This window comes from Nonomuraea sp. GTA35, from assembly GCF_041950525.1.
Classification (GTDB): domain Bacteria; phylum Actinomycetota; class Actinomycetes; order Streptosporangiales; family Streptosporangiaceae; genus Nonomuraea.
This window is the reverse complement of the sequence record NZ_JBGNUV010000002.1, coordinates 1,128,464-1,142,098: the sequence shown is the minus strand read 5'-3', so window position 1 is coordinate 1,142,098 and position 13,635 is coordinate 1,128,464. Positions and strand designations below refer to the sequence as shown.

Sequence of the window (13,635 nt, the reverse complement as noted above, 5' to 3'; positions counted from 1 at the left end):
GGGCTCACTGCCAGAGGTAGACGGTGCTGCCGGCCGGGCGCTCGCTGTTCGGGAGCGGCCGCTGGTACTGCACCACGCCGCCACCGCCCAGCCGCTGCACCTGCACCCGGAAGCCCAGCGCCTCCAGCTCGGCCTTGGCGTCGTTGACGTTCTTGCCGATCACCCCGGGCACCAGGGCGAACTGGTCGCCGTCCCTGGCCTCGCCGTGCCTGCGGAAGAAGTCCCAGATGTCGGTCTGGCAGCGCGCCACCGTCACCATGACCGGGGCGCCCTTGTCCACCTCCGCCTTGGCCTTGGGCGCCTGGGCGATGACCGTGCACGGCTCCGCGTCGTCGTCGACCTCGTTGACCTGCACCTGGAAGCCCTGACGGCTGAGGAACTCGGCGGCCTGGTCCTTCGGCATCCCGCCCACGTCGGGCATGGTGAGCCCGGCGCTGACGTAGATGTTGACCTTGGCGCCTTCCTTGAGCCTCTCGCCCGACTGCGGCGAGGTGCGGATCACCCTGTCGCGCTCGACCTCCTGGTTGGCCAGACGCTTGACGACGCCGACGGTCAGCCCGGCCCCCGCGATCTCGGCGCGGGCCTCGTTGGGGGTCTTGCCCTCGACGTTGGGCACCACGATGCGCTTGGGCCCGAGCGAGAGCACCAGCGTGATCGTGGAGCCCTTCTCCAGCTCGACGTCGGCCGCCGGGTCGGTGCTGAGGACCAGACCCTCCGCCACCTTCTCGTCGTAGCGGCCCTCGGCCTTGCGCATCAGCAGCCCGGCGCCCGCGAGGTTCTTCTCCGCCGCGGTGAGGTCCTTGCCGACCAGGTTCGGCACGATGACGTACTCGGGCTGGGAGAAGTACCACCCCGTGAGGCCGACCGCCACCACCATCACGGCGGCGAGCGTGACCAGGAACCAGTTGGGGCGGAACCCGCGCCGCCGCTCGGCCGCCTCGGCCCGCGGCTGGATCAGCGTGTGCGCGGGCGCCGGCTGCGGCATCGACGGCGCGCCGAACGGCATCGAGGCCGTGCCCGGGGGCGCGGCGAGCGGCTGGGAGTGCGACATGACCGGGCCGGTGCCCGGCGGGATGGTCGTGCGCGGCAGCATGCGGTGCGCGTCGACGGCGGCCACGAGCATCGCGGTCGCGTCGGCGGGCCGGTGCTCCGGCTCGCGGGCGGTCGCGCTCGCCACCAGCGTGTCGATCAGCGGCGGCACCTCCGGCACCAGCGACGACGGCGCCGGGACCGTGTCGTGGACGTGCCGGTAGGCCACCGACATCGGGGTCTCCCCGTCGTACGGCTGCTGTCCCGTCACCAGCTCGAACAGCATGATGCCCGCGGCGTAGACGTCGCTGCGCACGTCGGCGGCGCCGGTGATGACCTGCTCGGGCGCCATGTAGCCGACCGTGCCGATCATCACGCCGGTACGGGTCTGGTTGGTCGCCTCGATCGCCTTGGCCAGGCCGAAGTCGACGACCTTGACCCGGCCGTCGTCGGTCATCAGGACGTTCTCGGGCTTCACGTCACGGTGGACCATCCCGGCCTGGTGGGCGGCGCCGAGCGCGGCGAGCACCGGGATCATGATCTCGAGCGCCTCGCGGGCGGGCAGCCTGCCGCGCTCCCGCAGGATGTCGCGCAGGGTCCGGCCCGGGACGTACTCCATCGACAGGTAGACGACGTCGTTGTCGGTGCCCTGGTCGAAGACGTGCACCACGTTGGGGTGCGAGAGGCTGGCAACCGATTTGGCCTCGCCGATGAACCTTCTGACGAACGCCGGGTCCTCGGCGAGCGAGCGGTGCATGACCTTCAGCGCCACCGTCCGGTCGAGCCGGATGTCCAGCGCGAGGTAGACGGTCGCCATACCGCCCCGGGCGATCCGGCTCTCGATGCGGTAGCGCCCATCGAGGAGCCGCCCGACCAGGGGGTCCGCAGTCGTCGTATCCACCCCGCTGAGTTTACGGGCGTTTTGCCACCGGCATGGCCTCGGCGCCCGAAACCGATGCGGAGACGTTCCCGTCCGAACGCCTCCGCCCCGGCCTCACGGCCCCATCGGCCCCTGAGGCCACGGCCGCATCGGTGGTGCTCCCGGCTTCACGGCGCCGCGGGGTGCGACGCCTCGGGCCTCACAGCGTCGCGAGTGCGACGCCTCGGGCCTTACGGCGTCATCGGGGACGACGCCTCGGCGTAGCGGCGGCGCGGGATGCGGCCCGCCTGCCGCGCCAGCCGACCGGCCACCACGGCCGCCTTCATGGCCGACGCCATGAGGTCGGGCCGCTGCGCCCTGGTGACGGCCGTGGCCAGCAGCACGGCGTCGCAGCCCAGCTCCATCGCCAGCGCGGCGTCGCTGGCCGTGCCGATGCCGGCGTCGAGGATCACCGGCACGGAGGCGGCCTCCACGATGAGCTCGATGTTGTGCGGGTTGCGGATGCCCAGGCCCGAGCCGATCGGCGCGCCCAGGGGCATCACGGCCGCGCAGCCGGCCTGCTCCAGCCGCCGCGCCAGCGCCGGGTCGTCGCCGATGTACGGCAGCACCACGAACCCGTCGGCCACCAGCCGCTCGGCCGCGTCGAACGTCTCGATCGGGTCGGGCAGCAGCGTGCGCTCGTCGGCGATGACCTCGAGCTTGACCCAGTTGGTGCCCAGGGCGTCCCTGGCCAGCCGGGCCGTCAGCACGGCCTCGCCCGCGGTGAAGCAGCCCGCCGTGTTGGGCAGCACCTTGATGTCGCGCTCGCGCAGCACGTCCAGCACGGAGCCGCGGGCGCCGGGATCGAGCCTGCGCATCGCCACCGTGGTCAGCTCGGTGCCGGACGCCACCAGCGCCTGGTCGAGCACCTCCAGAGAGGGCGCGCCGCCCGTCCCCATGATGAGCCGGGAGGAGAACTTCTCCCCGGCTATGATCAGATCATCCACCTTGCACCGCCGTCAGAACCTCCACGCGGTCACGGTCGCGCAGCGCCGTCGTCTCCCAGGCGCCGCGCGTGACCACCTCGTCGTTCACGGCCACGGCCACTCCGGTGGTGGCCGAGGTCAGCGTATGTACGGCCTGCGCCACGGTCGTGCCGTCGGCCACTTCGTGGGTGGAGCCGTTGATGACAACAATCATGAAATTTCCCGAAATCTCCCCGGCGCGCACAGCGCCGCCAGTTCGCTCTCCTCGCCCAGCAGGATCGCGGTCGTGAGCGGGGCGAGCAGCACGCCGCCCCGGTGGTGCCCGGTCGCGTAAGCCAGCCCCGGCGTACCGCCCGGGCCGATCAGCGGCAGGTTGTCCGGCGTCCCCGGACGCAGCCCCGCCACCACGTCGGCGACCTCCAGCTCGGTGACGCCCGGCACCAGCTCCCTGGCGTCCCTCAGCAGCTCGTAGAGCCCGCCGGCCGTCACCCTGGTGTCGAACCCCATCTCCTCCTGCGTGGCCCCGACCACGAGCTCGCCGTCGCCCCGGGGGACCAGGTAGACGGACGAGCCGTGCACGGTGCCGCGTACGCACCGGCTGAGCAGCGGCTGTGGCGAGCGCAGCCGCATGATCTGCCCCTTGACCGGCCGCACCGGCACCTCGGCCAGCTCGGCACTCCACGCCCCCGCCGCCAGCACGACCCGCTCGCCCCGCACCTCGCGGGGACAGGCGTCCCGATGAGTGGCGTCCCGCCCGGTGGTTGCCCGCCCGGTGGTCTCCCGCCCGGTGGCGTCGCGGCGGGTGGGGTCCCGCCAGGTGGCGTCCGGGTCGGTCATGTCCGCGTCGGCCGTGTCCGCGTCGGTCGTGTCCGGGCCGGTGGTGTACGGGTGGGCCGGGGAGTCTTGGCGGTCAGGGCCGTCCTCGGAACCCGGGGGCGCGAGGCGGACCCCCACGACCCGGCCGCCCTCGTACAGGAGCTCGGTCGCCCGGGCCCGCACCAGAGGGACGTCCAGCCGTTCCAGCGCGGCCAGCAGGGCCGCCGTCACGCGGCGCGGGTCCACCCACGCGTCGCCGGGCGCCAGCAGGCCGCCGCGCACGGAGGGGGCCAGCATGGGCTCCAGGCGGCGGCACTCGCGCCCGGTGAGCCGCTCGACCGGCAGCCCCAGCTTCTCCATGTACGCGGCCAGCTCGTCCAGCGCCGCCATGTCGTCGGCCCCGAACGCCACGTCCAGCGTCCCGTCCGCCCGCAGGTCCAGCCCGCGCACCTCGGGGAACCGCAGCCCGTCGCCCGATCCCGGCCGGGCGGATCCCAGCCCGTCGCCCGATCCCGGCCCGGCGGATCCCGGCCCGTCGCCTGGTCCCGGCCCGGTATCCCCGGCCAGGCCGGCGTCGGCGGCCAGCTCGGCGGCGAAGGCGGGCCAGCGGCGCAGCGAGGCCACCCCCAGCCGCAGCAGTGGCGCCTCGGTGTAGGTCACCTCGCTGACCGGGGCCAGCATCCCCGCCGCCGCGTACGAGGCCCCCCTGCCGGGGGCCGGGTCGACCACGGTGACGGGCCGCCCCGCGCGTGCCATCCGCCAGGCCACGGAGAGCCCGACGACTCCGCCACCCACGATCACATCCACTTGCGCTCCCTTCGCCGGCATGATCCGGATCAGGTGTCTTGCGGTCGAAGGCCCGGCAAAGCCTTCCTCTCAGCCCGGTTACGGCCGGACTCCCGCGCGTCTTACCCGAACAGCCTACGGCCTCGGTGCGACGTCCGAGCACGCCCCCCGTTATGGTCATCACCGTGAACCATGTCGTGGTGGTGGGAGCGGGCCTGGCCGGAGTGCGTACGGTGGAGGCCCTGCGCGGGCGCGGCTTCACCGGCCGGATCACGCTGATCGGGCAGGAGCGGCATCGGCCCTACGACCGCCCGCCGCTGTCCAAGGCGGTGCTGAAGGGCGAGGCCGACAGCAGCTTCGTCGACACCGACCTCGACGGGCTCGGCGTCGAGTTCTGGCCGGGCGTCGGCGCCAAGTCGCTGCGCGCGGGCGTCGTGGAGACCACCGAGGGCGAGGTCGCCTACGACGGCCTGGTCATCGCCACCGGCGCCGACCCGATCCGGCTGCCCGGCGACGGCCCCCAGCACGTCCTGCGCACCATCGACGACGCCCACGAGCTGCGCGCCATGCTCGTCCCTGGCGCCCGCGTCGCGATCATCGGCGCCGGCTGGATCGGCGCCGAGGTCGCCACGGCGGCCCGCCGCGCCGGTTGCGCGGTGACGGTCGTCGAGTCCGCCCCCGCTCCGCTCTCGACCGCCGTTGGCGCCGAGCTCGGGGGGCGCACGCTGCCCTGGTACGACGGCATCGACCTGCGGCTGCGCACCATGGTCGACTCCGTGGACGAGGGCGGCGTGCGGCTGGTGGGCGGCGAGTTCGTCGAGGCCCACGTGGTGGTCACCGGCATCGGCGTGCGCCCGGCCGTCGAATGGCTCGCCGACGCCGACATCGACCTGCACAACGGCGTCGTCACCGACGAGCACCTGCGCACGTCGCTGCCCGGCGTCGTCGCGGTCGGCGACTGCGCCGCCTGGTGGTCGCGCCGCTGGGGGACCAGGCTGCGGGTGGAGCACTGGGACACCGCGCTCAACGCCCCCGAGGTCGCCGCCGCGACGCTCCTGGGGGAGGAGGCGGTCTACGACCCGGTGCCGTACTTCTGGTCGGAGCAGTTCGGTCACATGCTCCAGTACGCCGGCCACCATCCCGCGGGTGACCGGCTCGTCTATCGCGGCGAGCCCGAGGGCAAGTGGTCGGCCGTGTGGCTCGCCGGCGACGGCACTCTGGCCGCTGTGCTGGCCGTGGACCGGCCCCGCGACCTCGTACAGGGGCGCCGGCTCATCGACGCGGGCGCGCGCCTCGACGCGGAACGCCTGGTAGATCCACAAGTACCCCTACGAGATTGTGTTGTTTGAGCAAGCACGGCATGTGGTAGTTGTGGTTTCGTGACGCTTTCTGTTGCACAGATCGACCGGGAGACCGACCAGCTCGTTGACGAGTGGCTCACGCTCCCCGAAGTGGCCTCGCGCCTGGATCTCCCGATCGGGCGGGCCAAGCAACTCCTCCGGGACCACAAGCTCCTCGGCGTGCGCCGGGGCAGCGGCGGGCCGCAGGTGCCCGCGGTGTTCCTCGATGGAAAGGACGTGATGAAGGGCCTGCCCGGCACACTGACCGTGTTGCAGGACGCCGGCTACGACGATGTCGAGTCGCTGCGCTGGCTCTTCACCCCAGACGAGTCCCTGCCAGGGTCGCCCATCGAGGCGATCAAGGCCGGCCGTCACACAGAGGTCAAGCGGCGTGCCCAAGCCCTCGCTTTCTGAGGCCCGCCTCTATCTCTGCACAGACGGCCGCCGCGACCGCGGCGATCTGGCAGAGTTCCTCGATTCGGTGCTGGCCGGGGGCGTGGACATCATCCAGCTGCGGGAGAAGGGCCTGGAGGCCGGCGAAGAACTCGCGCTCCTCGAAGTCTTCCGCGACGCCTGCGACCGGCACGGCAAGCTGCTGGCCGTCAACGACCGGGCGGACATCGCCTACGCCGCCCGGCCCGACGTGCTCCATCTGGGGCAGGACGACCTTCCTGTGACGGTCGCGCGAGAGATACTCGGCGACGACATCGTCATCGGAAGGTCCACCCACTCCGCCGCCGAGGCTTCCGCCGCGGCTGTGGAGGAGGGCGTCGACTACTTCTGCTGCGGCCCCGTCTGGCCCACCCCGACCAAGCCGGGCCGCCCGGCTCCCGGCCCGTCACTGCTGCGGCACGCGGCGGCCCTGGAGACCTCGCGGCCGTGGTTCGGGATCGGCGGCATCGACCTCGGCAACCTGGACGAGGTGATGTCGTACGGGGTGCGGCGCGTGGTGGTGGTACGGGCGATCACCGATGCCGACGACCCTGGGGCGGCGGCGGCGGAGTTCGCCAAGCGGCTGTCGGCCGGCTGAGTACCGGGGCGCCCGCTCTCGCCGCGGGCGCCTCCAACCTGCACGCCCCGCACCTCCTGAGGCGCGGTGCCCGCGAGACTCGCGGTGCGCGGGTGACCGGTAAGCCTTCGTGACCGGCGAGGCCAGCGTGACAGGGGAGGCATCCGTGACGTGAGGCTCGCGTGACGTGAGGCTCGCGTGACGCGTATGGCCCGCGAGCAGCGTCAGCCTGACATGTGGTGCACGCGGGCAGCGGCGGGCGCGTGGCGGGTCAGGTCTTGCGGGAGGTGGCGGCGATGGCGAGCTCGGTGAGCGCCGCCCGGGACTCCGGGGTGACCGGGGCAGTCTCGAGGGCCGCCAGCGCCTGGCCCAGGTAGTCGCCGATCAGGTCCTCGCACTCCTGCAGCGCCCCCGTGCCGTCGATGATCTCCCGCAGCGTGGCGACCCCGGCCTCGTCCAGCTCGGGATCCCCGAGCAGGCGCCGCACGGTCTCGGCGTCCGAGGGCGAGGCGGCGGCCAGCGTGCGGGCCACGAGCATCGTGCGCTTGCCCTCCCGCAGATCGTCCCCCGCGGGCTTGCCCGTCTGCGCCGGGTCGCCGAACACCCCGAGAATGTCGTCACGGAGCTGGAAGGCGATCCCGACCCGCCGCCCGTACCCGGTGCACAGCTCGTCCATCCACGGCGCGAGCTCGCCGCCGGCGAGCGCGAGGCCGAGCCTGAGCGGCTGCTCCACGGAGTACTTGCCGCTCTTGAACAGCGCCACCCGCAGCGCCGACTCGAACGTGTTCTCGCCGTTGGCCTGCTCCAGCAGGTCGAGGTACTGCCCGCACATCAGCTCGCTGCGCATGTGGTCGTGGACGGGCTGGGCCGCCTCCAGGGACTCGCGCGGCAGCCCGCTGGCCCGCCACATCTCGCCCGACCAGATCAGCAGCAGGTTGCCGAGCAGGATCGCCGCGCCCTCGCCGAACTGCTCGGCCGAGCCGTACCAGCCGGACTTCTCGTGCATCGCCTGGAAGCGGCGGTGCGCGGACGGCATGCCGCGGCGCAGGTCGCTCTTGTCCATCACGTCGTCGTGCACGAGGGCGCTGGCCTGGAGCAGCTCCAGCGAGGCCGCGGCGGTGAAGATGCCGGGCACGTCGGTGCCGCCGGCGCCGCGCCAGCCCCAGTAGCAGAACGCCGGGCGCAGCCGCTTGCCGCCGGACAGCAGCTCGTCGGCTGCCGTGCGCAGCGGAGCGAACTCGGAGTCGTCGGCGGAGGGCAGCTTCCGCTCGACGAACTCGGCGAGGGCACGCTCCACCTGGGCGCGCAGGGTCTCCATGCCGGCGGCGTCAGTGGTCATGCCCCTGAGACTAGTGGCCCCGGGGACAGGTCCGGATCTCCAGGTGGCTCCTCTCACCCGCCGGTTCGAGGATGTGACTGTAACCTTGCCTCATGGCGCTTGGTCGATCCTCCATCCGGCCCGATCGTGTTCCCACCGTCCGCGAGATGCTCGCCTCCGGTGGCCGGTCGTTCTCGTTCGAGTTCTTCCCCCCGAAGACCGACGAGGGCGAGCGGCAGCTGTGGCGGGCGATCAGGGAGCTGGAGTCGTTGCGGCCGACCTTCGTGTCGGTGACGTACGGCGCCGGCGGCTCCACCCGCGACCGCACGGTCGACATCGTCGAGCGGATCGCCCACGACACCACGCTCACCCCTGTGGCGCACTTCACCGCGGTCAACCACTCGATCCGCGAGCTGCGTCACCTCGTGGGGCGCTTCGCCGACGCCGGGGTGCGCAACATCCTGGCCGTCCGCGGCGACCCGCCCGGCGACCCCATGGGCGAGTGGGTGCAGCACCCCGACGGCGTGCTCTACGCCGAGGAGCTGGTGCGGCTGATCCGGCAGGCGGGCGACTTCTGCGTCGGCGTGGCCGCCTTCCCGTACAAGCACCCGCGCTCGCCGTCCATCGAGTCCGACACCGATTACTTCGTCCGCAAGTGCCGGGCGGGGGCCGACTACGCGATCACCCAGATGTTCTTCCAGGCCGACGACTACCTGCGGCTGCGCGACCGGGTGGTGGCCCAGGGCTGTGACACGCCGATCATCCCGTGCGTCATGCCGGTCACGCAGATGAGCACGATCGCCAGGTCGGAGCAGCTTTCCGGGGCGCCGTTCCCGCCCGACGTGGCGACCAGGTTCGAGGCGGTCAAGGACGATCCGGCCGCGGTGCGGCGGCTGGGCATCGAGCACGGGGCCGAGCTGTGCCAGCGGCTGCTCGACGAGGGCGCGCCGGGGATCCACTTCATCACGTTCAACCGGTCGAGCGCGTCGCGCGAGGTGTTCCAGCGGCTGGAGCCGCTGCCCGCCTCCGCGTGAGCGGATGCCCGCCACCCGCCCGCAGGGGGACCGGGCGGGTGACGGGCAGGGGAAGGACGGGACAGCGGGTAAAGGGTCGGCTACTTTCTGTCATTGATCGTGCCCGATGTCATGGCACGGCAAACCCACAGGTCACAGCTTTACCAGCTCAGGTCAAGGGGAGCGGGCGGCCCGCGATCGCGTACTCCTCCGAGCCGCCGGGGAAGAGGAACCTCGTCAGCAGGTCGTTGAAGCCCATGCTGGCGTAGAGGTGGCGGGCGGCCGTGGGCTGGTCGTGGGTGGACAGCACGGCCGAGCGCTCGCGGCGGCCGGCGCACAGCGTCGTGATCATGGCGCGGCCGATGCCCTTGCCCTGGTAGTCGGGGTGCACGTGGATCTCGGCCAGCTCGAACGCGTGCCCCATCCAGGCGTTCGCCGCCTCCTCGCCCAGCCGGTCGGCCAGGCCCCGGAGGACGACGTCGTGCCACCATTGCCCGGGCGCGCCGCGGAACCCGTACGCGAAGCCGACGGTTCGGGGTTCCGGAGCAGGCATATCTGGTGATGAATCACGCAATTCCGCGAAATAGCACTGAAAATGGGGATATGTCGCGTGATTTCGCATGATGGTCTTGCGGCCGGTGATCTGCTCCTCCGGCGGGTTCATGGCCGCCGTGTAAATGTCGATCACCGTCTCCAGCCGCTCGGTGAACTCTGCCGGCCCCGCCCCGCGAAACTCGATCACCCGTCGCACACTACTCGACGTCCACCGGCGTGCCCCCGGTGATCCGCACGAGCTCGTCGAACGTCGTCGGGAACACGGTGTGCGGATGCCCGCCCGCGGCCCACACCACCTCGTGCTTGCCCAGCCAGTTGTCCACCAGGGTGCGCACGGGCGCGGGGTGCCCGACCGGGGCCACGCCGCCGATGGGCTGCCCGGTGGCCTGCCTGACGAACTCCGGCGTCGCCCGGCGTACCCGCTGGACCCCCGCCGTACGGGCGATCAGGTCGACGTCCACCCGGTGCGCGCCGCTGGTCAGCACGAGCAGCGGCGCGCCGTCGGCGTCGAAGATCAGGCTGTTGGCGATCGCGCCCACCTCGCAGCCGAGCTGCGCCGCCGCGGTCGCGGCCGTGGGCGCCTTCTCGGGCAGGACCACGATCTCGCCGCCGGCCCCGAGCGCGCGCAGGGCGGACTCCACGACGACGGCGTTCGCAGGCAACTTCTCAGACATGGAGACACTCTAAACAGGTTGACGCCTCTATTACCCATTCCTGGTAAGTGGTGTAGGGTCCCCTGATCCGTCCTTTAGGAGAGGTGGTACGGGTGCAGGTTCGACGGCTGCCCGGGGTGGCTGCTCTTCTGACGGCCGGCGCGGTCGTCGTCTCCGGTTGCGGCACGCAGCCCGTGGAACGGCGGGCCGAGACGTCCCTGCCCGCGTCCCCGACCGCGTCCCCTCCAGCGGCCGCCGCCCAGCAGGGCCCGTCCGCCGTCACTCCCGAGCCCGTCACCGCGCCGCGCAAGACGCTCAGGCTCGGCGCCAAGGGCAAGGCCGTCACCTGGATGCAGAAGCGGCTGGTCGAGCTCGGGTACCGTCCCGGCAAGGCCGACGGCCAGTACGGCGGCACCACGCTGGCCGCCGTCTGGGCGTTCCAGAAGGTCAACGGCATCAAGCCGACCAGCACGATCGCCAGGCGCACGTGGGAGGCGCTGGAGACGCCGCGGACGCCGAAGGTCCTGGCCCCGAACGGCAAGGCGACCCGCGCCGAGGTCAACCTCAGCAAGCAGGTCATGGTCCTGTACGTGCGCGGCGAGGTGAAGCTGATCACCCACATCTCCTCCGGCAGCGGCGTCCCGTACTGCGAGACCACCACCTGGCAGGGCAAGGAGCAGCGCTTCTGCGGCTCGGCCCGCACGCCGACGGGCAACTACCGCACGACCTGGCGGGCGAGCGGCTGGCACAAGTCGTACCTGGGCGAGCTGTACAACCCGATCTTCTTCAACGGCGGCATCGCCTTCCACGGCGCGCTGTCGGTGCCGCTCTACCCGGCCTCGCACGGGTGCGTGCGCATGCCCATGAACGTGGCGCAGGAGCTGCCCGGGCTGCTGGGCAAGGGCGTCCCGGTGCACGTCACGGGCGCGTACAAGCGTGCCTGAGCCCGCATAACCCCCGCATAACCGAAATCGGTGACAGGCCGGTTATCCGTGGTCTGGTGAGCTTTCCCCGAACTTCTGGGGGATCTCATGACTACGGCTTTCATGCTGAGGACGCCCGCTCCGCCCGTACGCCGGAGCGGGGCGGATCCGCGGGTGCGGTGGCTGCTCGCCGCGGGGTGGGCCGCGCAGGTGGCGCTGCGGCTGTGGCTGAACCGCTATCACACGATGCCCGTGGCGAACCCGGACGAGACCGGCTACCTCCTGGCCGCCCGATGGCTGGCAGGCGGCGCGGGAGCCGACCTGTCGGGCTCGACCTTCTACCAGGCCGGGTACGCGCTGCTGCTCGTCCCGATCTTCTGGCTGACCGCCGACCCCGGGCTCGCGTACCGGCTGGCCGTCGGGGTGGGGGCGGTGGCGGCGGCGGGCGCGTTCCCGCTGGCGTACGTGCTGCTGCGGCGGCTGCGCGTGAGCAGGCGGGCGGCGCTGGTGCCGGCGTTCGCGGCGGGGATGTCGCCCCCGCTGGTGGTGTTCTCCGGGTACGCGCTGGCCGACGCGGTCCTGCCGGTGATCGTGCTGGGATGGCTGGTCGCGCTGCACGACCTGGTCGCGGACGGGCCCGGGCGCCGGCGGGTCCTGGCCGGGATCGCGGCGGGCGGGCTGGCGGCGTACGCGATGGCGGTGCACCTGCGCGGGACCGTGATCGTGGCGGTGTGCCTGCTCGTGCTGGTCGCGATGTGGCGCAGGCTGCCGCGCGCCGCCCTGGTCGCGACGCTGGTGAGCGCGGTCGCGGGCGCGGTGGCCGGCGACGCGCTCAACGGGGCGCTGCAGGCCGCGCTCTACCCCGGCGGGCCCCGTGACCTGTCAGGGCTGCTGCTGGAGCGTCTGACGAGCCTGGAGGGGCAGGCGTGGGCGCTGTCGGGGGCGGCCGGGCAGATCTGGTACCTCATCGCCGGCACGTGGGGCCTGGCGGGCGTGGGGCTGACGGGCGCGGTGGCCCTGCTGGCGCGGAGATCGGCGCCGCTCGTGCCGCGCGTCCTGGCAGGGGCGCTGCTGATGCTGACCCTGGGCATCGCGTACGCCTCCTCGGCCGCCCTGCCGGACGAGCACCGGGTCGGCAACTTCGCCTACGGCCGCTACCTGGCGTGCGTCGCGGTGGTGTGGACGCTGGCGGGCATGCTCGTCCTGCTGCGCGCGAGGCGGCTGCCTGCTGGGGCAGCGCGTCCCGCGCCGGACGGGGTCGGGCGGATCACGCTGGACGGGGTCGGGCGGTTCGCGGTGGGCGGGGCCGGGCGGTTCGCGGTGGTGCGGCACGTCGTGGCGGCCACCGGGCTGTGCGCCGTGGTGCGGCACGTGCTGGCGGCCGCCGGGCTGCTCGCCGTGACCGGTGGCGTGACCGCCTGGTACGCGGGGGACCGGCTCCACCGGCACGCCTTCATCGCCTTCGACTTCCCCGAAGTGATCTTCCTCACCCGGGTATCCGACTCGCTCGACCTGGTCGCGGCCTCCCTGTCCGCCCTGGCGCTGCTGGCCTGCCTGGCGGGCGCGGCCCTGGTCCGGCGGCCCGCGATGCTCGCCGCAGGCGTCCTGGGCCTGATCCAGGTGGCGTTCGTCGCCCACCTGGCGCCCGCCCCGCCCGCGCCCGGCCCCGACTGGCTGCCCGCGCCGTCGCCGCCGGGCCGGGTGGCGGTGGAGGCAGGAGTCAAGTGGAACGTCTGGGTCCCGCTGTCGTACCGCGTGTGGTGGACGGATATCGAGCGCTTCCGCGGCACGCCACCCGAGGGCGTCTGCACCGCCGTCGTCCCTCAGGCCGCCGGGCCGCCGCCGATGGGCTGGACCGCCACCGGCGCCCGGCACGGCTGGGCCACCTGGTCACGCTGCTAGCCCTCGCCGGGATGCCCGGCGTCCCAGCGGGCGCGGGCGTCCTCCATGGCGTCCTTGTGCTCGCGCGACCAGTCGGCCAGCCGCTGCACGGCCTCGGCGAGGCTGCGGCCCATCGGCGTCAGCCGGTACTCCACCTGCGGCGGGATCGTCGCGTACGCCGTGCGCTCGGCCAGCCCGTCCCGGCACAACCGCCGCGTCGTCAGCGTCAGCATCCGCTGTGAGATGCCGGGCACCGCCCGGTGCAGCTCCCTGAACCGCCGCACCCCCTTGGCCAGCTCCACCATCACCAGCACCGTCCACTTGTCGCCGATGCGGTCGAGCACGTCCCTGATGCCGCAGTCGTCGTCCCCGCACGGCCCGGCGGCCTGGGGGGTTACCTCCGTGTGCGCGACTGACATGAGAGTGCCTCCTTACGGCGAGCGCGGGGCCTCGCCCATGCTGGGTTC

General features: G+C 72.8%; 14 protein-coding genes and 1 riboswitch. Of the genes, 6 read left to right on the top strand and 8 right to left on the bottom strand.

Annotated features, from left to right (window positions below):
• Nucleotides 1-4 precede the first annotated feature (4 nt).
• The 4 genes from pknB to ACBJ32_RS11865 all read right to left on the bottom strand — a co-directional run bounded on the left by pknB (nucleotide 5) and on the right by ACBJ32_RS11865 (nucleotide 4,497).
• Nucleotides 5-1,930: a Stk1 family PASTA domain-containing Ser/Thr kinase gene (gene pknB, locus ACBJ32_RS11880; protein WP_375126729.1), complete on the bottom strand. Its 1,926-nt coding sequence runs from the start codon at nucleotides 1,928-1,930 to the stop codon at nucleotides 5-7.
• 209 nt (nucleotides 1,931-2,139) lie between these two features.
• A complete protein-coding gene (locus tag ACBJ32_RS11875) occupies nucleotides 2,140-2,895 on the bottom strand; it encodes a thiazole synthase (protein ID WP_375126728.1) in 756 nt (251 codons plus the stop codon).
• Complete coding sequence (gene thiS, locus ACBJ32_RS11870; protein WP_357865892.1) at nucleotides 2,888-3,088, bottom strand: sulfur carrier protein ThiS; 201 nt, start codon at nucleotides 3,086-3,088, stop codon at nucleotides 2,888-2,890. The genes ACBJ32_RS11875 and thiS overlap by 8 nt, the downstream gene beginning before the upstream one ends.
• On the bottom strand, nucleotides 3,085-4,497 hold the full coding sequence (locus ACBJ32_RS11865; RefSeq protein ID WP_375126727.1) for an FAD-dependent oxidoreductase: 1,413 nt from the start codon (nucleotides 4,495-4,497) through the stop codon (nucleotides 3,085-3,087). Before ACBJ32_RS11865 ends, thiS begins: the two co-directional genes overlap by 4 nt.
• Nucleotides 4,487-4,603, bottom strand: a riboswitch (TPP riboswitch). It overlaps the preceding gene by 11 nt.
• Nucleotides 4,604-4,661: 58 nt before the next feature.
• On the opposite strand from ACBJ32_RS11865, the gene ACBJ32_RS11860 reads away from it, so the two are divergent.
• From ACBJ32_RS11860 to thiE, 3 genes are read left to right on the top strand one after another with little or no spacing between them, the layout of a single operon-like run.
• Nucleotides 4,662-5,825 (top strand): FAD-dependent oxidoreductase, encoded by a 1,164-nt coding sequence (locus ACBJ32_RS11860; protein WP_357865895.1) that lies wholly within the window; start codon nucleotides 4,662-4,664, stop codon nucleotides 5,823-5,825.
• A 30-nt stretch (nucleotides 5,826-5,855) separates the two neighbouring features.
• Nucleotides 5,856-6,230, top strand: coding sequence for an Rv2175c family DNA-binding protein (locus tag ACBJ32_RS11855; RefSeq protein ID WP_225273880.1), 375 nt, complete (start codon nucleotides 5,856-5,858; stop codon nucleotides 6,228-6,230).
• Nucleotides 6,208-6,846: a thiamine phosphate synthase gene (gene thiE / locus ACBJ32_RS11850; protein WP_357865896.1), complete on the top strand. Its 639-nt coding sequence runs from the start codon at nucleotides 6,208-6,210 to the stop codon at nucleotides 6,844-6,846. The genes ACBJ32_RS11855 and thiE overlap by 23 nt, the downstream gene beginning before the upstream one ends.
• Nucleotides 6,847-7,096: 250 nt before the next feature.
• On the opposite strand, the gene ACBJ32_RS11845 is transcribed toward thiE, so the two are convergent.
• The gene (locus tag ACBJ32_RS11845; protein WP_375126726.1) at nucleotides 7,097-8,164 is read right to left on the bottom strand and encodes a polyprenyl synthetase family protein; all 1,068 of its coding nucleotides are present in this window, start codon (nucleotides 8,162-8,164) and stop codon (nucleotides 7,097-7,099) included.
• 92 nt (nucleotides 8,165-8,256) lie between these two features.
• Between ACBJ32_RS11845 and metF the strand changes: the two genes are divergently transcribed.
• The gene (gene metF / locus ACBJ32_RS11840) at nucleotides 8,257-9,177 is read left to right on the top strand and encodes a methylenetetrahydrofolate reductase [NAD(P)H] (protein WP_375126725.1); all 921 of its coding nucleotides are present in this window, start codon (nucleotides 8,257-8,259) and stop codon (nucleotides 9,175-9,177) included.
• Nucleotides 9,178-9,325: 148 nt separating this feature from the next.
• Here metF and ACBJ32_RS11835 read toward each other — a convergent pair whose 3' ends face one another.
• Both ACBJ32_RS11835 and ACBJ32_RS11830 read right to left on the bottom strand, forming a co-directional pair.
• The gene (locus ACBJ32_RS11835) at nucleotides 9,326-9,898 is read right to left on the bottom strand and encodes a GNAT family N-acetyltransferase (RefSeq protein ID WP_375126724.1); all 573 of its coding nucleotides are present in this window, start codon (nucleotides 9,896-9,898) and stop codon (nucleotides 9,326-9,328) included.
• Nucleotides 9,899-9,908: 10 nt separating this feature from the next.
• Nucleotides 9,909-10,385 (bottom strand): YbaK/EbsC family protein, encoded by a 477-nt coding sequence (locus ACBJ32_RS11830; RefSeq protein WP_357865902.1) that lies wholly within the window; start codon nucleotides 10,383-10,385, stop codon nucleotides 9,909-9,911.
• Nucleotides 10,386-10,477: 92 nt separating this feature from the next.
• Between ACBJ32_RS11830 and ACBJ32_RS11825 the strand changes: the two genes are divergently transcribed.
• Nucleotides 10,478-11,308, top strand: a complete 831-nt coding sequence (locus ACBJ32_RS11825) for a L,D-transpeptidase family protein (protein ID WP_375126723.1) — start codon at nucleotides 10,478-10,480, stop codon at nucleotides 11,306-11,308.
• Between the two features lie 87 nt (nucleotides 11,309-11,395).
• On the top strand, nucleotides 11,396-13,189 hold the full coding sequence (locus ACBJ32_RS11820; RefSeq protein ID WP_375126722.1) for a hypothetical protein: 1,794 nt from the start codon (nucleotides 11,396-11,398) through the stop codon (nucleotides 13,187-13,189).
• Here the strand turns inward: ACBJ32_RS11820 and ACBJ32_RS11815 are convergent.
• Nucleotides 13,186-13,587 carry a helix-turn-helix domain-containing protein gene (locus ACBJ32_RS11815; RefSeq protein WP_357865907.1) on the bottom strand — a complete coding sequence of 134 codons (402 nt, stop codon included), beginning with the start codon at nucleotides 13,585-13,587 and terminating at the stop codon, nucleotides 13,186-13,188. The two genes, ACBJ32_RS11820 and ACBJ32_RS11815, sit on opposite strands and share 4 nt — an antisense overlap.
• Nucleotides 13,588-13,635 lie beyond the last annotated feature (48 nt).